We start from the raw sequence: 20,410 nt of genomic DNA on the forward strand, positions 1-20,410 counted from the left end.
GCGACGACAATACGCCGCGCCCGCCTCTCCCTGATGGGTCTTTTGCTGCTCTGCCTGGGCGTGGCGCCCCTGCTGGCACTGGCCGGTGACAATTCGGAGGCCACCCTCAACTTCCGCGACGTGGACATCAACGCGGTGATCGATTACGTCTCCGAAGAGACCGGTACCAACTTCATCGTCGATCCCCGGGTGCGTGGACGTGTCACCCTGGTGTCGGGTCGTCCGGTGGATCGCTCGGAGTTGTACGACATCTTTCTCTCGGTGTTGCGGGTGCATGGGTTTGCCGCCATTGAGTCCGACGGCGTGGTCCGCCTGGTACCCGACGCCATCGCCAAGCAAGGTGAGGTTCCGACCATCTCCGGCCCGAGGGAGGCCCGTGGAGGTGACTACGTGACCCGCGTGATCACGGTCAACCACGTGGATGCTGCGCAACTGGTCCCCATCCTGCGCCCCCTGGTCCCGCAAAGCGGCCATCTGGCGGCGTCGCCGGAATCCAATACACTGGTGGTCTCCGATACCGCCAGCAACGTCAACCGCCTGGTGGAGATCATTGGCCGCATCGACCAGGAAAGCCGCGAGGACATGGAGGTGATCCCCCTGGAGCACGCCTCGGCCACCGAGGTGGCGCGCATCGTCACCACCATGGAGTCGGCCGAGGGTCGTCAGCGTTCCTCGGCCCAGGTGCGGGTGATCGCCGATGAGCGCACCAACAGCATCCTGCTGGGCGGCGAGCCCAAGCGTCGGGTGGCCATCCGCGCGGTGATCTCCCATCTGGATATCCCCGTGGAAGGGGGCAACACCCAGGTGGTGTACCTGCGCTATGCCAATGCCGCGGATGTGGCCGATGTCCTCTCCGGCCTGGCCGGTTCCTTCCTCTCCGGCGGTGCCGCAGATCAGGCCCCCAGCATTCACGTCCATTCCCATGAAAGCACTAATGCCGTGGTGATCAACGCCCCGCCGGATATCATCCGCGACATGCGTGCCGTCATCCGGCAACTGGATGTGCGCCGTGCCCAGGTCCTGGTGGAGGCCGTCATTGCCGAGGTGTCCACGGAGCGGGCGCGGGAGCTGGGTGTGCAATGGGCCGTGGGCTCCGAGCGGGATGGCATCGGCATCCTGAACTTTCAGGGGGCCAGTCCCAGCCTGATCGGTCTGGCCGGCGGGCTGCAATCAGGCGATCTTTCCAATGTGAATTTTGGCAGCGGGCTTGCGCTGGGGGGCATTGGCTACTCGGGCCGTACCACCATTGCGGCCCTGATCAACGCCCTGGCCAGTGATTCGGCCAGCAACATCCTCTCCACCCCCAGCCTGCTCACCATGGATAACGAAGAGGCGGAGATCATCGTCGGTCAGAATGTGCCCTTCCGTTCAGGGCGTGCCATCGAGCAGTCCGGGCAGGCCTTCGATACCATTCAGCGCCAGGACGTGGGTGTGAAGCTCATGGTGAAGCCGCAGATCAACGAGGGCAATGCCGTCAAGCTGCAGATCGAGCAGGAGGTCTCCCAGGTGGCGCCCACGGTTGCCAGTCTGGACGCCGCTGATCTCATCACCAATACCCGCAGCCTGCGCACCAGTGTCATGGTGGACGATGGCGACATGGTGGTGCTGGGCGGCCTCATCGACGACGTGCTGGTGCAGAGCGAGAGCAGGGTGCCGGGGCTGGGCAGCATCCCGGGGCTGGGGCGGCTGTTCCGCTACGAGTCCTCACGCAAGGAAAAGCGTAACCTCATGGTCTTCCTGCGCCCCGTGATCGTCCGTGACCGGGCCACCCAGGCGGGGCTGACCGCCAGCAAATACAATCACATGCGCGCCGAGCAGCTCTACTCACGGGAGTTGGGGGTGTTGATGATGGGCGATGATGCCGTGCCCGTTCTGCCTGAATGGGATGAACTCCTGCACCTGCCACCCCCTTTCGAGGCCAGCAGCCAGGCCCGGGCCGCGGGCCTGTCGATCCAGCCACCGCCTTCACGCCGATGAACGCCCGTCACGAACTGGAGATCCCCGGCGAACTTATGCCGGACGCCCCGCCGGAAACGGAGTCGGCTCCGGAGATTCGGGGCGTCAGCTTCGGTTTTGCCCGTCGCCACGGGGTGGTGGTCATGGACGAGGAAGGGGCCGCGGTGCGGGTGGTCTGCCGCGAGGATGTGAGCAGTCAGAGCCTGGCTGAACTGCGCCGCCACCTGGGTCGGCCCCTGAAGCTGGAGCCGGCCCCCGCCGACCGTTTCGAGGCCATCCTGCGGGCACGCTACGAGAGCAGTGCCAACGATGCCATGCAGCTGATGGAGGGCATGGGCGAGGAAGACGACCTGGACAGCGTGGCCCAGAGCCTGGCCGAGCCCGAGGATCTGCTGGAAACGGAAGATGACGCCCCCATCATCCGCCTGATCAATGCCCTGCTCACCGAGGCCATCAAGGAGAATGCCTCGGATATCCACATCGAACCCTTCGAGGCCCGCCTGACGGTGCGCTTCCGGGTGGATGGGGTGTTGCGTGAGGTCCTGGAGCCACCCCGCATGCTGGCGCCGCTGATCATCTCCCGCATCAAGGTCATGGCCCGCCTGGACATCGCCGAGAAGCGGCTGCCACAGGATGGCCGCATCTCTCTCAAGGTGGCGGGCCGGGCCGTGGACGTGCGTGTGTCCACCCTGCCGTGTGGCCATGGGGAGCGGGTGGTGCTGCGCCTCCTGGACAAGCAGGCCGGGCGCCTGAACCTCACCCATCTGGGCATGGAGCCGCACTCCCTGGAGGCCATGCAGCGGGTGATCGCTCGCCCCCATGGGATCATCCTGGTGACCGGGCCCACCGGCTCGGGCAAGACCACCACGCTGTACGCGGCGCTCACCCAGCTCAACGACCGCAAGCGCAATATCCTCACCGTGGAGGACCCCATCGAGTATTACCTGGACGGTGTGGGTCAGACGCAGATCAACAGCAAAGTGGATATGACCTTTGCGCGCGGCCTCAGGGCCATCCTGCGCCAGGATCCGGATGTGGTCATGGTGGGAGAGATCCGTGATGTGGATACGGTGCACATCGCCGTGCAGGCCAGTCTCACCGGTCACCTGGTGTTTTCCACCCTGCACACCAACACCGCCGTAGGGGCCATCACGCGCCTGCGGGACATGGGGGTGGAACCCTTCCTGCTGTCCTCCACCCTGGTGGGCTTGCTGGCCCAGCGCCTGGTGCGGCTGCTCTGCCCCCATTGCCGCCAGCCCTATCAAGCCAGCGAGACCGACTGCCGCCTACTGGGGCTGACCCAAGGGGAGCGGCCTACCCTGTACCGTGCCACCGGCTGCCCCGAGTGCAATCAACTGGGCTACCGCGGGCGTACCGGGATCTATGAGCTGGTGGAGGTGGACGATGCCCTGCGCACCCTGGTTCATGACGGGGCCGGGGAGCAGGCCATGGAGCGCCACGCCCGCCAGCATGGGCCCAGCATCCGCCAGGATGGGGTGCGGCGCATCCTGGCCGGGGACACCACCGTGGAAGAAGTGCTGCGCGTCACCAAGGAAGACTGAATCCCATGCCCGCCTTCGAATACACCGCCCTCAAACCCACGGGCCGCCAGGCACGGGGCGTGCTGGAGGGGGACACCCCCCGCCAGGTTCGGCAGCAACTGCGGGAAAAGGGGTTCACGCCCCTGTCCGTGGAGGCGGTGCAGCAGCGCGAGAAGCGGCGCCTGCAGCTGCCGGGGATGGCTCGTGGCATCAGCGCCATGGATCTGTCCCTGGTCACCCGACAACTGGCCACCCTGGTGCGCTCCGGCCTGCCTCTGGAAGAGGCCCTGGGCACCGTGGCGCGTCAGAGCGAGAAGGCGCGCATCCGCAGCATGCTCATGGCGGTGCGCACACGCGTGATGGAGGGTCACACTCTGGCGCGGGGGCTCGGGGATTTTCCCCATGTGTTTCCGGACATCTACCGCACCACCGTCTCCGCTGGCGAGCAGTCCGGTCACCTGGACGTGGTCCTGGACCGCCTGGCCGACTACACCGAAAACCGCCAGCAGATGCGCCAGAAGATCCAGCTGGCCCTGTTCTATCCGGCCATCCTCACCACCATGGCCCTGCTGGTGACCGTGGCCCTGCTCACCTACGTGGTGCCCGAGGTGGTACAGGTGTTCGTGGGCATCGGCCAGGAACTGCCCTGGCTCACCCGCACGCTGATTGCCGTCAGCGATGGCCTGAGGGACTATGGGCTGTATCTGCTGGGCGGACTGGCCCTCGGGGCCCTGCTGGTGGAGCGCCTCCTGCGGCGTCCCCGCCCCCTGCATGCCTGGCATGCCCTGCTGTTGCGCCTGCCGCTGGTGGGCCGGCTCACCCGGGGCATCAACACCGCGCGCTTTGCCCGCACCCTGGCCATTTTGTCCTCCAGCGGCGTGACCGTGCTGGAGGCCCTGCGCATCGCCGCCCAGGTGATGGCCAATCGCCCCATGCGTGCGGCGGTGGAAACCGTGGCCCAGCGGGTGCGCGAGGGTTCGGGCATCGGTGTGGCCCTGGAGCGCACCGGCTACTTCCCTCCCATGACCGTCCACCTCATCCGCAGCGGTGAGGCCAGCGGCGCCCTGGACGACATGCTGGACCGGGCGGCCGCCAACCAGGAGCGGGAACTGGAGACCCGCATCGCCGTGATCATGGGGGTGCTGGAGCCTTTGCTGATCCTGGTGATGGCCGTGGTGGTACTCATCATCGTCCTGGCCATCCTGCTGCCCATCTTCGAACTCAATCAGCTGGTCACCTGATGGACCGGCCCTCATTCCTCATCAAGCACGGAGAGTTGCATCCATGAGATTTCGCAGACACCCCCAACAAGGCTTCACCCTCATCGAGGTCATGGTGGTGGTGGTCATCCTGGGCATCCTGGCCGCCATCGTGGTTCCCCGCGTCATGGACCGCCCGGACGATGCCCGCATCACCAAGGCCCAGAATGATATCCGCGCCCTGGAAAGCGCCCTGAACCTGTACCGGCTGGACAACTTCACCTACCCCAGCACGGATCAGGGGCTGCAGGCGCTGGTGCAGCGTCCCTCGGGTCAGCCCGAGGCCCGAAACTGGCGCCAGGGCGGCTATATCGACCGTCTGCCCCGGGATCCGTGGGGCAACGAGTACCAGTACCTGCATCCCGGCTCCCGGGGGGATTTCGATCTCTACAGCTTCGGCGCCGACGGGCGTCCAGGTGGCGAAGGCATGAACGCCGAGATCGGCAACTGGGGTGACTGACACCCGGCACAGCAGGGGCTTCACCCTGCTGGAACTGGTGGTGGTGCTGTTCATCATCGGCATCATGTTCACCTTTGCCGTCATCGCCGTGGGTGATGGGGGGCGTGATCGCATGATCGAGCAGGAGGCACGTCGCATCGTGGCCTTGATGGAGCTGGCCCGGGATGAGGGGATCCTCACCGCCGAGGAGACGGCGGCGGGCTTCTCCCGCCACGGCTACACCTTTCTGCGGGAGTTTGAGGTGGGGGAGCGCACCTACGAATGGTTGCCCCTGGAGGGCGACCGCCAACTGCGCGAGCGCAACCTGGAAGACCTGGGTCTGGAACTGGAACTGCGTCTGGAGGGCATCGCCGTGAGCCTGGATCGCACCCTGGACAATCCGGCGCCCCATGTCTACCTGGGCATCACCGGAGAGATCACCCCCTTTGAACTGCATCTGCATGCCGACCGATCCCGTCGCCCCTATTTCATCATCGAGGGCCAGCCCAATGGCCGCATCCAGATGAGACGCCCGGAGGACCGGCGATGATGCCCGGTTATCGCCGGCAATCGGGCTTCACCCTCCTGGAGGTGCTGGTGGCGGTGACCATCCTGGCCGTGGCCATGGGCGCGGTCATCAAGGTGGCCAGCGAAAACGCCCGCAATGCCGCCTATCTGCGTGACCGCACCCACGCCCACTGGGTGGCCAGCAACGTGATGGCCCGCTACCGTGCCGGCATGGAGGAACCCGCCCGGGGCACCCGACGCGGGGCGATGATCATGGCCGAGCGGGAATGGTACTGGGAGGTGGAGATCCAGCCCCGGGATCTGGACGTGGCGGGCTACAGCCTCGGGGCCGTGCCGCGCATCCAGGTGACCGTACGCGACCAGGATGATCCGGACGCCCCCTACCTGGCCCGGCTTGCGGGGTTCCTGAATCCATGAGGCCTATATCCTGCGGATCAGGGGACGCTCAACGGGGCTTCACCTTGATGGAGCTGGTGGTCACCCTGGGCATCTTTGCCCTGGTGTCGGTGATGGCCTATGGCGGCCTGCGTACCGTGCTGGACGCCCAGGCCATGACGGCGGCCTCCGCCGAGCGCCTGGGTCAGGTGCAGCTGGCCTTCACACTCATGGGGGGTGATCTGGAACAGATTGCCCAAAGGCCCGCCCGGGACGGCTATGGGGATTTTCGGCCGCCCTTGCGTTTCTCGGGGTTGCGCGAGCCCCCCCGTCTGGAGCTGATCCGCGCGGGCGCCCGCAGTGGCGCGGGACGCAGCAGCCTGCAGCGGGTGGCCTGGGAGATGGAGCAGGGCACCCTCTACCGCCTTTACTGGTCGGCCCTGGATGGTGGCCACGAGGAGCCCACCGGGCGCATGCCCCTGCTGAGCCGGGAAGGTGCGGCCGCCCTGCGCGACTGGGAAGTGCGGTTTCATTACCGGGATGGTGCCGGCACCGCGGCCCTGGACTATTGGCCCCCCGCCGGCCTGGACGGGGGGCACGCCTCTCTGCCCTTGGCAGTGGAAGTGATCCTGGATCTGGACGGCATGGGCCGGGTCTCCCGGCTGTTTGCGGTGCGTTGATGAGGGGAACGCGTCCATCAGCGGCCAGACAGCGGGGCGTGGCACTGCTCACGGCCCTGCTGGTGGTGGCGCTGGCCACCATCGCCGCGGTGTCCATGGCCACCCGACAGCATATGGATATCCGCCGCACCACCAATGTGTTCACCCACGACCAGGCCTACCAGCTCTCCCTGGGCGCCGAGGCCTACGCCCTGGCCCTGCTGGGCGAGGTGCATCGGGACAATGACGTCGATCTCCCCTGGGAGGGCTGTCTCTCGCCCCCCATACCGGTGGTTCTGGAAGATGCCGATCTCACCGTGTGGCTCGAGGACATGCACTGCCGCTTCAACCTGAACAACCTGGCCACCGAGGATGAAGCGGTTCACCAGGGTTTCGTGCAGCTGCTGGATGCCATTTCCATGGAGGCCACCGGTGTCACCCTGGACAGTGATGGGCTCACCCGTCGCATCCGGGACTGGCTGGACCCGGAGACCGACGATCCGGGTTATCCGGCCCTGGATCCCCCTTACCTGAGTGGCAATCAGCCCATGCTCAGTCCCACGGAGCTGCGGCTGGTGCTGGATGTGACCGACGAGGTCTGGCGGGAGGTGGCGCCCTATGTGACCGCCCTGCCGGAATCGGGTACCCGGATCCATCCCGTCGAGGCCCCCGAGATCCTGCTGGAGGCCTTCGAGGCGGGGCAGGAGGATGAAGATGCTGAATTCACCTCCCGATACTATCGCCTGGCGGTTCGCACCGAACTGCTGGGCCGCCGATTCGTTCTGTGCAGTCTGCTGGACATCGCCGATCAGCGCGTGATCCTGCGCGAACAGATCCCCTGTGGCCCATGAGCTGTTCAAGCCCTTGCCACACCCCGCCCACCTGAATGACCATAGGACATTCCCCAGGAGCCCGACCCCTTGACCCAGCGTCACCTGATCCTCAAACCCGACCCGGAAGCCGGCACCTGGCGGGGCCTGATCCAGGCGGCTGATGGCAGCCTCACGCTCCTGCCTCCCGACACGCCCGACGCGCTGCGGGCCAAGGCGCCGGATGCCGAGTGCCGGATACTCGCCCCCGGGGCGCGGATCCTGATCACCCGTGTCCTGATCCCCACCCGCAATGCCCGGGCGCTGCGCCGCGCACTGCCCTATGCCCTGGAAGATCAGCTGGCCGATGACGTGGAGACCCTGCATTTCGTTCCCGGTGCCCGGCATGACGATGGCAGCCTGACGGTGGCGGTGGTCGCCCACGCCGACATGACGGCCTGGATGGATGCCTTGGGCGAAGCTGGCATCCAGCCGGGCCAGGTGGTCCCGGAGACCGCCCTGCTGCCCGTCGAGGAGGATGCCTGGATACTGTGGCTGGAAGGTGACGGGGCCTGGCTGTCCACGGGGGAGGGCATGGGGGCGACCATGGAGCGGGACAACGCCGCCTTCCTCCTGCGTCGGCGTCTGCAGGAGGCCTTGGAGGAAGAGCGCCCGAGGCGGTTGATGGTACTGCGCCATGGCCCCGTCCGGGCCGAGGATGATGACCTGCGGGCCCTGGGCAACCCCGATGACATGGAGATCACATTCCTCGAGGCACCTTCGACGCTGATGGAACACCTGGCCTCACGCTGGCCCTCCCGCCCTCCGCTCAACCTGCTCTGTGGACCTTACAGCCCCAGGGACTCCCTGGATCATCTGTGGCGGCCCTGGCGGATCGCTGCCGGCGTGCTGCTGGCCTGGGTGGTGATCCAGTTCGTTGGCCTGGGCTGGAACCTTCAGACCCTGCGGGCCGAACAGGCGGCCCTGGAAGAACGCATGGTGGAGGTGTATCAGCAAACCTTCCCGGGCGGGCGTATTGTCGATCCCAGGCGCCAGATGGAAACGGCCCTCAGGGGCCTGTCATCGGGGCCCGACGGATCAGGCTCGGACCTGCAGGCCCTGCTCACGCGGGCCGCCCCGGCGCTGGCCAATGAGGAAGGCCTGAGCATCCAGGGCCTGCGTTACCAGGCGGGCCGGCTGGATCTGGACCTGCACCTGGCTGACCTTCAGGGCCTGGACCGTCTCAAGCAGCAACTGGAGCAGGAAGCGGGCTGGTCCGTGGATATCCAGTCGGCCAGCGCCCGGGATGACCGGGTGGAGAGCCGCATCCTGATCAGGAGTTCGGGATCATGATCAAGGCATGGTGGCGTGAACAGTCGGTGCGTGATCGGCGCATGCTTGTTGTGGGTGGTCTCTTCCTCTGTGTGGCCTTGCCCTACTGGCTGGTCTGGCTGCCGCTGAGTGATCGGGTGAACTCCATGGAGCAGGACGTGGCCCGTCTGCAGGCCGATCTGGCCTGGATGGAACAGGCTGCCGGTCAGATCCGCAGCGCCCGCGGCCAGACCCAGGCGGCCCCTGCCGACATGGGCGGACAATCCTTGCTGGGCATCATCGACGCCACCGCCCAGTCCGGCCCCCTGGCGGGCACCCTGCGGCGGGTGCAGCCGGAGGGTGGAAACACGGTGCGTGTGTGGATGGAGAATACACCCTTCGACGACATGCTCCTGTGGCTGGACGAGCTGCGTCGCCAGTACGGCATCCAGGTGAGCAGCCTGGTGGTGGATCGACAGTCGGCCGGTGGGCGGGTGAACGTGCGCCTGGTGCTGGAAAGCTGATAGCTCCGGTCCCCGGGTGAGCCGGATCCTCCCATCCATTCATCACAACAGAGTCTCTCGGAAAAGTGCCCCTCAAAAGCCCCTCCCTCAAACCCTGGCATTATGTCCTGGTGGGCCTGATCGCCTACATCGTCTTTCTCCTGGCCACATTGCCCGCCACCCTGGCCCACGATGTCGCCCGTGACCGTGGCTGGTTGCCACCGGATCTTGCCGTGGAGGGGCTATCCGGTTCTGTGTGGTCCGGTGAGGCCCAGCAACTGCGCTGGGATGCGCTGGCGTTTCAGGGGCTGGCGTGGCAGGTGTCTCCCTGGCCACTGCTGCGGGGCGAGTTGCGCACTCACATCCAGTTCGCCCGGCCCGGCAGTGGGGGCAGCGCGCAATTGGGCCTTCGGCCAAACGGGATTCGTCTGGAAAATCTGCGGGCAGACCTGCCGGCGGCCTACCTGGCCGATGCCTTTCTGGATTTTCCGGTGATCGTCGAGGGGCGCATCATGGCCGACGTGCCAGTGGTGCACATCCATCACGAGGCAGGCTTCACCTGTGCCGAAGGCACCCTGGGCTGGCTGGGGGCCGCCTCGGGGCTGCCCCAGGCCATCCCCCTGGGTGACCTGCGCGCCGAGCTGAGCACCGATGATGATGGCTGGCTACGGGCCGTGGCCCGTGACCATGGAGGCCCGCTGTTCCTGGAGGCCACCGCTCGCCTGAGCCCGGTGGGCCCCTGGCAGATCCAGGGCCGGCTGGGTGCACGGGAACAGGCCGAACCCGGGCTGGGTCAGGCCCTGAGTTTCATGGGGCGGGAGGACAGCGAAGGGCGGATCCCGCTCAACTTGAGCGGGCGGCTATGAGGGATGACCGATGCCGGTGACCCACTCGGGGTCGCCCGATGCATCGGTGATGTCACGGACCACCCCATCACTCCCGCGGTCGATCCTATTTGCCGCCACCCGGCCGATGCGTGGGATCAATCCAGGGGTCGTCCTCCGGGCCCAGGCCCGTATCCCGGTCCAGCTCCACCTGGCTGATGGTCCTGCCGGGCGCCTTGATGCGCACCCACAGGCTGGCAAAGATCAGCAGGAAGTTGATCAGGCCCACCAGGATGAACGGCGCCCGCGGGTCGATCTGGTCGAACAACCGGCCGCCGATGAGCACGATCAGCAGGATGCCCAGGGCGCCACTGATATTGAAAGCCGCCAGCACCGAACCCCGTTTGGGCTTGGGGGCCTCCTGACCGATCAGTGACTGGGCCCCCAGGAACACGGCCATTTGGCCAATGCCCATCAGGATGAAGAAGGCGTAGGCATGGGTGGCCAGGGGATTGGCCAGGAAGATCATGGCCAGATTCCCCGCCGCGGCGATGGCCATGCACACGCCCAGGGCCGTCACCCGGTTGAGACGGTCGATGATGGGCCCCAGGAAAGGCGCCGACACCAGGGCCGCCACCTGGGTGACGATGAAGATGATGGTCCCCTGCATCACCGCCTCGCCCGAGCTCATCCCCATGCCGATACCCACTGTGGTGCCCCATAGCACCACGAAGGTGGCGTTGATGGACTGATCCCCCCGGGCGATGAACGCGGCCCCGTAGGAGAGCAGGATGCGGGGATTGCGCGCCTGTGCAAAGCCGGTGACCAGCAGTTCCCGCACGGGAGGCTGGGGCTCCCGGGTGGGTGGCACGCCGGGCTTGAGTCCGAAGCCGATGATGACGGCAGAGATCGCCGCCAGAGCCGCTACCATCAGGAAGGTATAAAGACCGGCATCGGTGCCGCTCACGCCGCGGCTGGTGAAAATGTCGGGGAAGGCCCCGAACATCTGCCCGATGATGACGATCCCCAGCCCGTTGAGCATGCCGATGATGGCCACCAGCTTGCCCCGCGACCGTTCCGCCGGGTAGTCGGCCAGCACGGTGGACAGCGCCCCGGCGATGGCCACGATGCCCATGGCGTAGAAGATGCGATAGATGAACAGGTCATCCGCCGAGCCCGCCATGGGATACAGCACGTAGCAGGCGGCAATCAGCATGAAGCCGGCGATGTAGACGGGCCTTCGCCCGATCTTGTCGATGAGGATGCCCGCCGGTATGAACAGCAGCAGCGCCACCACCTCGGTCCAGAACACCAGATCGCCGCTGAGGGTCCCCTGCTCCTCGATGGGGATGTTCAGGTGTTCGTTGAGGATGTAGGTCTGCCCGATGGTGATGAACACGATCAGGCCGATGGACACGAACCCCGCGTAGAAGAAGGTCCAGCCATGAAACGGCATGACCCCGGGCGCCAGGTAGATGGGCCCGATCCGGTGGGCACTGTGCGGGGGTTCGGATGCGGTGGTCTGGGTCATCTGAGGCTAGGCATCTCGTGGGCTCGGGAAAGTCCCACAAGATACAGGGCAAGCGGGCTTTGAGGCCAGTGGTTGACCGCTGCCGGATACCCAGGTCTTCCGTACGCGCGTTATCCTCCCTGCATTTGAACCTGGGGGGAGCGCGCTCGTGCTAATGCTGCAGGGAGTCGTGGGGCTGGCGGTGTTCATCGGTATCGCCTGGTTACTCAGCGAAGATCGAAGGCGCATGCCATGGCGGGCAGTGGTGGCGGGTCTTGGGCTGCAGTTCGGTCTGGCGGCGCTGCTGTTGTGGGTGCCGGGTGGTCGTCACCTGTTCCTCTGGGCCAACGAACTGGTCATCGCCCTGAGCGAGGCCACGGAGGCGGGAACGGCCTTTGTCTTTGGCTACCTGGGCGGCGCCGAGCTGCCCTTTGAGGCCGAAGGGGCAGGGCAGGCCTTCGTCTTCGCCTTCCAGGCCTTGCCGCTGATCCTGGTCATGAGCGCCCTGTCGGCCCTGCTGTTCCACTGGCGCGTGCTGCCGCTGATCATTCGCGGTGCCTCACGGGTGCTGGAGCGCAGCTTTGGCATCGGCGGCGCCCTGGGGGTGGGGACGGCGGCCAATGTCTTTCTGGGCATGGTGGAATCCCCGCTCCTGGTGCGCCCCTATCTGGCGCGCATGACCCGCAGTGAGCTGTTTGCCCTGATGACTGTGGGCATGGCCACCCTGGCGGGCACCATGCTGGTTCTCTACGCCACCTTCATCGGTCATGTGCTGGACGATGCACTGGGACACCTGATCATCGCCTCGGTCATCAGCCTGCCCGCCGCGCTGCTGATCGCGACGGTGATGGTGCCACCCACCGGCCCGGCCACTCAGGGGGCGTTGGACGAGGGGCTGGACCGGGCCGCCGGGGCCATGGATGCCATCACCCGCGGGACCCTGCGGGGCCTGGAGCTTTTGCTGCAGATCGTGGCCCTGCTGGTGGTGCTGATCGCTCTGGTGGCCCTGGCCAACGGCCTGCTGGGTCTGCTGCCCGCAATGGGAGGCGCCGACCTGAGTCTGGAGCGTCTGCTGGGCTGGGTCATGGCGCCGTTGGCATGGCTCATGGGCATTCCCTGGCCCGAGGCTCAGGTGGCTGGCTCACTGCTTGGCATCAAGACCATCCTGAACGAGATGCTGGCGTTCCTGCAGCTGGCGCAGCTGGATTCCCACGTGCTTTCCCCGCGTTCCGAACTCATCCTGATCTACGCGCTGAGCGGATTTGCCAACCTGGGCAGCCTGGGGATTCTCATCGGTGGTCTGGGGGCGATGGCGCCCGAGCGCCGCGACGAGGTGGTGGCACTGGGGATGCGCGCCCTGGTGGCCGGGACGCTGGCCACGCTGATGACCGGGGCCGTGGTGGGGTTGCTCACGCCGTGGAACGGTTGACGTGTTTTGGGTGGTGACGACCGACGCGTGGTTGACGGCGGAGGCATCGGAGCCCACAAGGGACTGGACCCGTGATCTCCCTCAAGGCTTGCCGGAAGAGCCCGAAAGTCGAATGCATTCCCAGGCAAACAGTTGACGCGTAGGTGCGGTACGCACGTCATCCGAGATGGATGCCGCGCGCGAGAAATCTGCCACCTCTCGAGTCATGTGATCACTACTGTGGAATACCGCAGTGTTGTCAGCCAGGCAAGGGCACAGAGTTCCAGTGCCAGCCTATGCCCAATCAGTACTGTTCCTGTCGCCATGGCATGCTAAGGTGTCGCCGGCCTGGCTGATGCTCCCCTGATCCCATGAAATCATCACTCCCGAATCTCTTCCTTCCCTTTGTCGCCCTGCTTGTGATGAGCCTGGTGCTGACCGGTTGCGCCAGCGTGCCCCGGGGCGAGCCCGGCGAGGTGGATTACTCGCCTCTGGAGCGTGCCCTGAACGAGCAGGACTGTGAGGCCGCGACCCAGGCACTGGAGGGTCTTGCGGATCACCAGGCAGCCCGGGCGGCGGTGATGGCCGATGCCCGGCTCGAGGTGGCGTATCTGTGCCTGTCGGACGGCGCCTTCGATGCCGCCTGGGAGCAGAGCATGGCTTTCCTGAGGGCGTTTGGGGATCATCCTCATGCCGACTATGGCTACTATCTGGCGGGTCTTTCCCGGTTTGCTGCCTGGCAGGCCCTGCATGAGGGGGGACAGGTGCCGGACCCGGACCAGGATTCGGCCGCCGCTCGGGAGGCCTTTGCGTTGTTCCGTGATCTGGTGCGGCAGTTTCCGGAGTCCGGCTATCGTGATGAAGTGGCACCGCATCTGATGGAGTTGCGGGAGGGGCTGGCCCAGGCGGAGTTACGGATTGCCCGCGCCCGTTTTGAGCAGGGGGACCACCAGCAGGCCATGGCCAGGGCGGAATATGTGAACGAGCATTTTCGTGCCACTCGTGCCCAGGGGCAGGCCCTCTTGCTGATGGCTGATGTGCTGGAAGCGCGCGGGGATGAGGCGGGGGCCGACAGGCTCCGACGCCGGGCGCCGGATATCCCGCAAGGGGATTAACCGCCGCCCCCTGCAAAGGGAACCGGGAGGGCCTGCCCAGGCCGCGGCTCTGGCCTCTCATGCCAATGTGATACCGACGTTCTGGCCCATGTGTTTTTTTGATACAGATTCACCCCGGGGGTGAGGCAGCCCGTCGAGCCATGATGCTTTCTTAATGTTCTGTTCTGACTGGCTTTTCCTGTCTTTTTCGGGCCATTGGCATGGCCCGTGCTATAGCTCCTCCACATTCTGATCATGTTCCTCTGGAGGACCCTATGGAATTTCGCAAGACAGCACTGACCTGCGCCCTCGCCACCCTGTTTGCCCTCGGCGGCACTGCTGCAGCCCAGGACTGGGGTGGCCAGCAGGGTGGGGGCGCCCAGGATGCCCCTCCGCCGGAGCACCAGGGTGCCATGCCCGGGGCAGATGTGGATCTGTCCGATGACACCATCGATGAGTTCGTGGATGCCTTCGTGGAGGTGCAGAAGGTGAACGATGAGTTCGCCCAGCGCCTGGAAAATGCTGCGGACGCCGAGCAGGCCCAGGCCCTGCATCAGGAAGCTCAGCAGGAGATGGTGGAGGCCGTTGAGGCCACCGGCATGAACGTGGAGGAATACAACGAAGTGGCCATGGCGCTACAGAACGACCCGGAATTGCTGGACCAGGTGGTCCAGATGGCCGAGGAACGCCAGTAATCACCGCGACGTTGGGAGGTCAGCCATGAAACATTCAGCGAAAGGTCTGGCCCTGCTGGCGGTGGTGCCGTTGGCAGTGATGGCCGGACAGGGTTTCGAACCCTCGGATCGTGACGCGATGGAACGGCAGCCGCCGGGTGGTGGCTTTGGCACCCCGGGTGCGGACAGCCCGCCCCCAGGGGGTGGCATGGAGCCCCCCGGTGGGGCGGCCCCTCCGCCCGGTGGCGGGCAACCAGTGCCTCCCCCGGGTGGTGAGGCCGCTCCCCCACCCGGGGGCACACAGCCTGCCCCGCCCCCCGGCGGCGGCGCCGCTCCGCCTCCAGGGGGTGCCGAGCCCCCGCCGCCGGGTGACGGTGCCGGGGCACCTCAGGGTGGTGCCGCACCACCCCCGGGCGGGCAGCCCGGCGGAGGCATGGGGCAACCGCCCGAGCCGCCGGCTGGTGGTGGCGCGGGCGCACCGCCGCCGGCGCCGGGTGGTCAGCCCGGTGGGGGCATGGGTGAACCCCCCGCACCCTCGGGCGGTGGCATGGGCACACCCCCCGATGATGACGGGGAGGGTGGCCTGCAAATGCCGCCCGCGGATCCGGAGTGATCTGATCCTCGCGCTGTGAGCGTACCCCCCATGCGGGCCGTCACTCGACGGCCCGCATCTGTTTGCGGCACCTCATTCCTCCAGGTAGGTATAGCCCGACAGGCCATGATCCAGCTCGCCCAGGATCTGCTCCTGGCGGGCACGATCCAGGCCGGAATCCACCACCTTCTGCCGGTAGGCCCCCGCCAGCAGTTCCGTGTCGTAGTGCACGTAGCGCAGCAGCTCGGCCACCGTGTCCCCCTGTTCCGGCTCCACCACCTCGTAGCCCCCGTCGTCCTTGAGCACCACGTTGATGGCGTCGGTGTCGCCGAACAGGTTGTGCAGATCCCCCAGGATCTCCTGGTAGGCCCCCACCATGAAGATGCCCAGCAGATAATGCTCATGCTCGCGCAGTTCATGCAGAGGCAGGCTGGGTGCCGTGGTCTCGCCGTCCACGTAGCGATCCACATGCCCGTCGGAATCGCAGGTCAGGTCCTGCAGTACGGCCCGCCGGGTGGGCCGTTCGTCCAGCCGGTGCAGGGGCATGATGGGGAAGATCTGGTCGATGGCCCAGGCATCAGGGATGGACTGGAACACGGAGAAGTTGCAGAAATACTTGTCCGACAGCTTCTCATTGAGTTCATCGCCGATGTCCCGGGGCAGGCGGTCCGCTCTGGTCGCCAGCAGGCGCCGGCAGGTGGCGAAGTAGATCTGCTCGGCCAGGGCCCGGTGCTCCAGATCCAGCAGGCCGTGGGTGAACATGGAGCGCACCTCCCCCAGCCAGTCCAGCATGTTGTGGAAGACCTCGGTGGGGGCATTGTCGTCGGCCTGCTCGAACAGGCGCCACATGTCCAGCAGCACCGCCGGGGCATCCTCGTCCGGGGGCTGGATGTCGGCGGCCACCGGGGGGCGCTCAGTGTCGATCACATCGGTGATGAGCACCGCATGGTGCGCCGTGGTGGCCCGGCCGGACTCGGTGAAGATCTCCGGATGGGGCAGGTCGTACTCCCGGCAGGTGTTGGCCAGGATGCGCACCACGCTGCTGGCGTAATCCTGCAGGCTGTAGTTGATGGAGCACAGGTTGCGCGATCGGGTGCCCTCGTAGTCCACGCCCAGGCCCCCGCCCACGTCCACCACCTGGATAGGGGCTCCCAGTCGGTGCAGCTCGGCGAAGAAGCGCGAGGCCTCGAACATGCCCGCCTGGATGTCGCGGATGTTGGCGATCTGCGAGCCCATGTGGAAATGCAGCAGCTGCATGCAGTCCAGCATGTCGTGGGCCCGCAGTTGCTCCAGCAGGTGCAGGGCCTGGGCCGAGGAGAGACCGAACTTGGCCTTCTCGCCCCCGGTGTTCTGCCACTTGCCCTTGCCCACCGAGGCCAGGCGCACGCGCATGCCCAGGCAGGGCTTCACGCCCAGATCCCGGGCGGCGGCGATCACGCCCTTCAGTTCCGAGGGCTTTTCGATGACGATGTACACCCGATGCCCCAGCATCTGGCCGATCATGGCCAGGCGCAGGTATTCCCGGTCCTTGTAGCCATTGCACACGATCACGCCGCCCGGGCGCGACAGGGCCAGCACCGCCATCAGTTCCGGCTTGCTGCCCGCCTCCAGGCCCACCTTGTCCACACCATAGGTGAGGATGCGTTCCACCACGCTGCGCTGCTGGTTCACCTTGATGGGATAGACGGCGGTGTAGCGCCCGGGATACTCGCTCTCCTCGAAGGCCTGCCGGAAGGCCTGGGTGAGACGTTCCACCCGGTCGGTGAGGATGTCGGGGAAACGCACCAGCACCGGCACGTCGATGTTCATGGGCTTCACCCGGGCCACCAGGTCGTACAGGTCCACGCCGGGGTGTCCGGCATGGGCCGGCGGCCTGACGACTACCCGCCCCTGGTCATTGATATGGAAATAGCCGCCATTCCAGTGATCGATATTGTAGGTCTGGCGGGCGGATTCCGTGGTCCAGTCTGTCATGGGGAATTCTTCAGGTCTTTATGCGGGGGCCATGATAACGCAGGTGAGGGGAGGGATATCCCCATCGTGCGCGAGTTGCAGCGAAATACCCGATTCGATAGGGTGACTTCGATTGTCACGTCCAGCGACACACCGTGGTCGCGCAGGGAGATGCGACACAGGATGACCGAGGACTCACAGGCCACGCGCCCGGGCGGGCATCGATTTTCAGGTTCATCAACTCAAGCATTGTGCAGGAGGAGAGACATGAAAGATCGTGACCACACCGTGAGCCGCCGTGGTTTCCTGAAGTTTGGCGCCTATGGCCTGCTGGCCGTGCCTGTGGCCGGCCTGGGCTGGAGCACCCAAGCCAAGGCCATGGAGCGTCTGGATGAGGACTCCGCCGAGGCGCAGGCCCTGGACTATGTCCACGATGCCGCCAATGCCGACCACCCCTCCTATGAGGAGGGTCAGGTCTGTGATAACTGTGATCTTTGGACCGACCCCACCGCCGAGGACTGGGGTCCCTGCGCCGTCTTCCCTGGCAAGCTGGTGGCCGCCGGCGGCTGGTGCAGCGCCTGGGTGGGCTGATTCACAGCCAACAAAGCCCCGCGGGTGGGAGCGGCCCCCGGCCGAGAATGGCGGCGGGTACAGCACCCAACCTCGCCGCCAATCCCATTCGCGGGCAGGCCCGCTCCCACAGGGCGGGCGGGCCATGGCTCCAGACTCCTGGCCTCAGGATAACTCCCGTGGGAGCGGCCCCCGGCCGCGAGTGGCGGCGGGCATGGCCCCTCTCAGCATTCCACACCTTCAACCCGAGCCCGGCCGGTGCGACTGATGATGATCCGCCGCCCCTTGTCGCCGTGACACAAGGACACCGTGCCCATCTGCAAGCCACCGTTGATCTGCCGGGTTTGCCCGTCCGGCCGATAGGCTATGTACCGGCTCATGGTGCCGTTCGCCTCGATGCTCACGGCAGCCGGTGGACCACCGTACACCCGTAATACCTCGCCAGGTTCGGAAATGTCTGCCGGATACTCAGGCGCCACACGCACGATCCAGCCCACCGTATAACCATCTTCCTGGCAGTGGCTGCCATCCGCCGAGGGGCAGATCAGCACACCTTCGCCCCGTTGCACGGCTTCGGACCGGGCCAGGCGCAGGCTTGCCATGAAATCGTTGGTGGCGGTGATCAGCCGCTGCTCCTGCAGCAGGCCGGCAAAGCCGGGCAGCGCGATGGTGGCGAGTATGACGGCCACCGCGAGTGTGACCAGCAGTTCCACGAGTGTGATGCCATGTTCCCTGGGCATGGGCCTCTCTCCTTGAGGTTGCAATGACTGTTTTCTTGAGTTTGAGAGGCTAACCCCGGCGTGAGCGGACTGCAACGCAGTCGCGCTATACTCTGGGCCTTGTCAATTCCCCGGCCATCATGAGGGTAGGTACATGACAGTGGAGGATGGTGCCCTGCTGTTAGGCGCAGCGCTCACGCTTCTGGGCTACGCCCTCGTGGTGGTGGCCGGGTTTCGCCGGGAATTCCTCTGGGGGGTGATCAACCTGGTGCCCGGCGTCTCGCTGGCCTTCGTGCTGTTGCACTTGCGGCGGGCCCGGCTGGGCTTCATCGTCAGCTTGATGGGCCTGGTGGTGGTGGCTGCCGCCCTGTATGGCGGTGCAGACCGCACCGTTGAGGAAAAACTGGCCCAGCATGACATCGGCCTGGATATTCAGATGCCGGTGACCCGCCCCTGGGATGAGGAATTGCCCAACCAGGCCCTGGTGCGACAGATCGAGGAAGAGACCGGCGAGCCCCTGGAGATCATTGAGTTCGACCCCTTTGGTCCCTCCACGGCCAGACCACTGCCACCAGCGGAGAGTTTTCGGCTGGCTCCGGATGGCCAGCGTGTGCAGCGTGCCTACCGGGAGGCCATCGCTGCCGAATGGGGTGAACTGGAGGGTGAGCGTGTGCGCCTCACCCTGGCTGGAGGCGCGGTGCGCGAGGGCAATCTCATTGCCGTGACCGGCCGCTCGCTATTTGTCCAGCAGGTGGTGCAGGGCGGTCATGTGGCCTTTGAATATCGTCGCGACGATGTACGGCGCATGGAAGTCTGGGATGTGGAGGGTGCTTCGCCGCGGGTACAGCCCCGTCCCGATCCCGTGGAAGAGTTGCCGGAACCCGAAGTGATCTTTGAAGAACTGCAAACCACTGAGGAATGATGATGCAGTGCTACGTTTATCGCAGCTCGCGGCGGCAGGACACCTACGTCTATCTGCCCGCCAAGGACGATTTCTCCAACATCCCTCAAGCCTTGCTGAATGTTTTTGGCACGCCGGAGTTCGCACTGGAGTTCGTTCTCAGTCCTGATCGCCGACTGGCTCGGGAAGATCCCTCGCAGGTGCTCGCCAATCTGAAAAACCAGGGCTTTCATCTGCAGATGCCGCCGGAGAACGATCGGCCGGCGTAGCCGTTTTACTCCAGCAGTTCCGTGTCTTCATGGCTATAGGCCGGCGTACAGGCGCAGAGGATGCGCATGGGAATGTTGCCGGTGTTGCGCACCCGGTGGGCGGTGCCCGGCTCGATACGCACGGTGTCACCGGTAGTCACTGGAAATTCCTCCTGCCCCATCTGCATCATCCCCTCGCCCTGAGTGAAGTGATAGATCTCCTCCGTGATCGGGTGGCGATGCAGGGTGGTGCAAGCACCTACGTGCACCAACGCCTCCGCCAGGCTCTGTGCCCCGTCACCGTGCAGCCGGGGATGCATGAGTTCACGGATCTCCGAACCATCCTTGGTGTCGTAGGCGGCGATGTCCTCATATCGGGTTTTCATCTGTCGAATCCTCTCAGCTGCTTCCCATTCAAGAGCGGCCATTGCCTGATTCCTGAGCAAAGCCTTATTTTAGTCAGTATGATGCCTGATGCCGACACTTGCATTGCAAGTTGGGCTTTGGATTGAAGGGCGTGACTGCCATTCGGAGAGA

The 20,410-nt window shown here is 65.7% G+C and carries 22 protein-coding genes; 18 read left to right on the plus strand and 4 right to left on the minus strand.

What is annotated here, in order from left to right:
* The first annotated feature begins 33 nt into the window (after nt 1-33).
* From gspD to LPW30_RS02140, 11 genes are all read left to right on the plus strand, one after another.
* Complete coding sequence (gene gspD, locus LPW30_RS02090) at nt 34-1,977, plus strand: type II secretion system secretin GspD (RefSeq protein WP_051582657.1); 1,944 nt, start codon at nt 34-36, stop codon at nt 1,975-1,977.
* 35 nt (nt 1,978-2,012) lie between these two features.
* Nucleotides 2,013-3,518 (plus strand): type II secretion system ATPase GspE, encoded by a 1,506-nt coding sequence (gspE, locus tag LPW30_RS02095; RefSeq protein WP_239680009.1) that lies wholly within the window; start codon nt 2,013-2,015, stop codon nt 3,516-3,518.
* 5 nt (nt 3,519-3,523) lie between these two features.
* Complete coding sequence (gene gspF / locus LPW30_RS02100; protein ID WP_239679945.1) at nt 3,524-4,738, plus strand: type II secretion system inner membrane protein GspF; 1,215 nt, start codon at nt 3,524-3,526, stop codon at nt 4,736-4,738.
* A 43-nt stretch (nt 4,739-4,781) separates the two neighbouring features.
* Nucleotides 4,782-5,216 (plus strand): type II secretion system major pseudopilin GspG, encoded by a 435-nt coding sequence (gspG, locus tag LPW30_RS02105; protein WP_025280373.1) that lies wholly within the window; start codon nt 4,782-4,784, stop codon nt 5,214-5,216.
* Nucleotides 5,209-5,745: a type II secretion system minor pseudopilin GspH gene (gene gspH, locus LPW30_RS02110; RefSeq protein WP_239679946.1), complete on the plus strand. Its 537-nt coding sequence runs from the start codon at nt 5,209-5,211 to the stop codon at nt 5,743-5,745. The genes gspG and gspH overlap by 8 nt, the downstream gene beginning before the upstream one ends.
* A complete protein-coding gene (gene gspI, locus LPW30_RS02115) occupies nt 5,742-6,140 on the plus strand; it encodes a type II secretion system minor pseudopilin GspI (RefSeq protein ID WP_239679947.1) in 399 nt (132 codons plus the stop codon). The genes gspH and gspI overlap by 4 nt, the downstream gene beginning before the upstream one ends.
* On the plus strand, nt 6,137-6,778 hold the full coding sequence (gene gspJ / locus LPW30_RS02120) for a type II secretion system minor pseudopilin GspJ (RefSeq protein WP_274521599.1): 642 nt from the start codon (nt 6,137-6,139) through the stop codon (nt 6,776-6,778). Before gspI ends, gspJ begins: the two co-directional genes overlap by 4 nt.
* Nucleotides 6,779-6,816: 38 nt before the next feature.
* Complete coding sequence (gene gspK / locus LPW30_RS02125) at nt 6,817-7,608, plus strand: type II secretion system minor pseudopilin GspK (protein ID WP_239679949.1); 792 nt, start codon at nt 6,817-6,819, stop codon at nt 7,606-7,608.
* Nucleotides 7,609-7,677: 69 nt separating this feature from the next.
* A complete protein-coding gene (gene gspL, locus LPW30_RS02130; protein ID WP_239679950.1) occupies nt 7,678-8,919 on the plus strand; it encodes a type II secretion system protein GspL in 1,242 nt (413 codons plus the stop codon).
* Nucleotides 8,916-9,401 (plus strand): type II secretion system protein GspM, encoded by a 486-nt coding sequence (gene gspM / locus LPW30_RS02135; RefSeq protein WP_239679951.1) that lies wholly within the window; start codon nt 8,916-8,918, stop codon nt 9,399-9,401. The genes gspL and gspM overlap by 4 nt, the downstream gene beginning before the upstream one ends.
* Nucleotides 9,402-9,466: 65 nt before the next feature.
* On the plus strand, nt 9,467-10,246 hold the full coding sequence (locus LPW30_RS02140) for a type II secretion system protein N (RefSeq protein ID WP_239679952.1): 780 nt from the start codon (nt 9,467-9,469) through the stop codon (nt 10,244-10,246).
* Between the two features lie 85 nt (nt 10,247-10,331).
* Here LPW30_RS02140 and LPW30_RS02145 read toward each other — a convergent pair whose 3' ends face one another.
* Nucleotides 10,332-11,735 (minus strand): MFS transporter, encoded by a 1,404-nt coding sequence (locus LPW30_RS02145; RefSeq protein ID WP_239679953.1) that lies wholly within the window; start codon nt 11,733-11,735, stop codon nt 10,332-10,334.
* 148 nt (nt 11,736-11,883) lie between these two features.
* On the opposite strand from LPW30_RS02145, the gene LPW30_RS02150 reads away from it, so the two are divergent.
* The 4 genes from LPW30_RS02150 to LPW30_RS02165 all read left to right on the plus strand — a co-directional run bounded on the left by LPW30_RS02150 (nt 11,884) and on the right by LPW30_RS02165 (nt 15,503).
* On the plus strand, nt 11,884-13,143 hold the full coding sequence (locus LPW30_RS02150) for a NupC/NupG family nucleoside CNT transporter (RefSeq protein ID WP_239679954.1): 1,260 nt from the start codon (nt 11,884-11,886) through the stop codon (nt 13,141-13,143).
* Between the two features lie 350 nt (nt 13,144-13,493).
* Complete coding sequence (locus LPW30_RS02155) at nt 13,494-14,237, plus strand: outer membrane protein assembly factor BamD (protein ID WP_025280384.1); 744 nt, start codon at nt 13,494-13,496, stop codon at nt 14,235-14,237.
* 254 nt (nt 14,238-14,491) lie between these two features.
* A complete protein-coding gene (locus LPW30_RS02160) occupies nt 14,492-14,911 on the plus strand; it encodes a DUF4168 domain-containing protein (RefSeq protein WP_239679955.1) in 420 nt (139 codons plus the stop codon).
* Nucleotides 14,912-14,936: 25 nt separating this feature from the next.
* The gene (locus LPW30_RS02165) at nt 14,937-15,503 is read left to right on the plus strand and encodes a hypothetical protein (protein WP_239679956.1); all 567 of its coding nucleotides are present in this window, start codon (nt 14,937-14,939) and stop codon (nt 15,501-15,503) included.
* Nucleotides 15,504-15,575: 72 nt separating this feature from the next.
* Here LPW30_RS02165 and speA read toward each other — a convergent pair whose 3' ends face one another.
* A complete protein-coding gene (gene speA, locus LPW30_RS02170) occupies nt 15,576-17,456 on the minus strand; it encodes a biosynthetic arginine decarboxylase (RefSeq protein WP_025280386.1) in 1,881 nt (626 codons plus the stop codon).
* 246 nt (nt 17,457-17,702) lie between these two features.
* Here speA and LPW30_RS02175 point away from each other — a divergent pair, with 246 nt between their 5' ends.
* On the plus strand, nt 17,703-18,026 hold the full coding sequence (locus tag LPW30_RS02175; protein WP_025280387.1) for a high-potential iron-sulfur protein: 324 nt from the start codon (nt 17,703-17,705) through the stop codon (nt 18,024-18,026).
* 203 nt (nt 18,027-18,229) lie between these two features.
* Here the strand turns inward: LPW30_RS02175 and LPW30_RS02180 are convergent, their stop codons facing one another.
* Nucleotides 18,230-18,745: a GspH/FimT family pseudopilin gene (locus LPW30_RS02180; RefSeq protein ID WP_025280388.1), complete on the minus strand. Its 516-nt coding sequence runs from the start codon at nt 18,743-18,745 to the stop codon at nt 18,230-18,232.
* A 133-nt stretch (nt 18,746-18,878) separates the two neighbouring features.
* On the opposite strand from LPW30_RS02180, the gene LPW30_RS02185 reads away from it, so the two are divergent.
* Nucleotides 18,879-19,646 (plus strand): hypothetical protein, encoded by a 768-nt coding sequence (locus LPW30_RS02185; RefSeq protein WP_239679957.1) that lies wholly within the window; start codon nt 18,879-18,881, stop codon nt 19,644-19,646.
* A gap of 2 nt (nt 19,647-19,648) precedes the next feature.
* Nucleotides 19,649-19,894: a YcgL domain-containing protein gene (locus tag LPW30_RS02190; RefSeq protein ID WP_025280390.1), complete on the plus strand. Its 246-nt coding sequence runs from the start codon at nt 19,649-19,651 to the stop codon at nt 19,892-19,894.
* A gap of 5 nt (nt 19,895-19,899) precedes the next feature.
* Here LPW30_RS02190 and LPW30_RS02195 read toward each other — a convergent pair whose 3' ends face one another.
* Entirely contained in the window at nt 19,900-20,259 is a 360-nt protein-coding gene (locus LPW30_RS02195; protein WP_025280391.1) for a cupin domain-containing protein, read from the minus strand.
* Nucleotides 20,260-20,410: the final 151 nt, after the last annotated feature.

Source organism: Ectothiorhodospira variabilis, from assembly GCF_022227625.1.
Taxonomy (GTDB): Bacteria; Pseudomonadota; Gammaproteobacteria; order Ectothiorhodospirales; family Ectothiorhodospiraceae; genus Ectothiorhodospira; species Ectothiorhodospira haloalkaliphila.

What these genes read in the sequence shown, in the direction of transcription:
- LPW30_RS02145 (WP_239679953.1), bottom strand. Translation starts at nt 11,735, where the DNA reads ATGACCCAGACCACCGCATCCGAACCCCCGCACAGTGCCCACCGGATC.
- LPW30_RS02185 (WP_239679957.1), top strand. Translation starts at nt 18,879, where the DNA reads ATGACAGTGGAGGATGGTGCCCTGCTGTTAGGCGCAGCGCTCACGCTT.
- gspI (WP_239679947.1), top strand. Translation starts at nt 5,742, where the DNA reads ATGATGCCCGGTTATCGCCGGCAATCGGGCTTCACCCTCCTGGAGGTG.
- LPW30_RS02190 (WP_025280390.1), top strand. Translation starts at nt 19,649, where the DNA reads ATGCAGTGCTACGTTTATCGCAGCTCGCGGCGGCAGGACACCTACGTC.
- LPW30_RS02165 (WP_239679956.1), top strand. Translation starts at nt 14,937, where the DNA reads ATGAAACATTCAGCGAAAGGTCTGGCCCTGCTGGCGGTGGTGCCGTTG.
- gspE (WP_239680009.1), top strand. Translation starts at nt 2,013, where the DNA reads ATGCCGGACGCCCCGCCGGAAACGGAGTCGGCTCCGGAGATTCGGGGC.
- gspJ (WP_274521599.1), top strand. Translation starts at nt 6,137, where the DNA reads ATGAGGCCTATATCCTGCGGATCAGGGGACGCTCAACGGGGCTTCACC.
- gspF (WP_239679945.1), top strand. Translation starts at nt 3,524, where the DNA reads ATGCCCGCCTTCGAATACACCGCCCTCAAACCCACGGGCCGCCAGGCA.
- LPW30_RS02180 (WP_025280388.1), bottom strand. Translation starts at nt 18,745, where the DNA reads ATGCCCAGGGAACATGGCATCACACTCGTGGAACTGCTGGTCACACTC.
- gspD (WP_051582657.1), top strand. Translation starts at nt 34, where the DNA reads ATGGGTCTTTTGCTGCTCTGCCTGGGCGTGGCGCCCCTGCTGGCACTG.
- speA (WP_025280386.1), bottom strand. Translation starts at nt 17,456, where the DNA reads ATGACAGACTGGACCACGGAATCCGCCCGCCAGACCTACAATATCGAT.
- gspG (WP_025280373.1), top strand. Translation starts at nt 4,782, where the DNA reads ATGAGATTTCGCAGACACCCCCAACAAGGCTTCACCCTCATCGAGGTC.
- LPW30_RS02160 (WP_239679955.1), top strand. Translation starts at nt 14,492, where the DNA reads ATGGAATTTCGCAAGACAGCACTGACCTGCGCCCTCGCCACCCTGTTT.
- LPW30_RS02195 (WP_025280391.1), bottom strand. Translation starts at nt 20,259, where the DNA reads ATGAAAACCCGATATGAGGACATCGCCGCCTACGACACCAAGGATGGT.
- gspM (WP_239679951.1), top strand. Translation starts at nt 8,916, where the DNA reads ATGATCAAGGCATGGTGGCGTGAACAGTCGGTGCGTGATCGGCGCATG.
- LPW30_RS02175 (WP_025280387.1), top strand. Translation starts at nt 17,703, where the DNA reads ATGAAAGATCGTGACCACACCGTGAGCCGCCGTGGTTTCCTGAAGTTT.
- LPW30_RS02155 (WP_025280384.1), top strand. Translation starts at nt 13,494, where the DNA reads ATGAAATCATCACTCCCGAATCTCTTCCTTCCCTTTGTCGCCCTGCTT.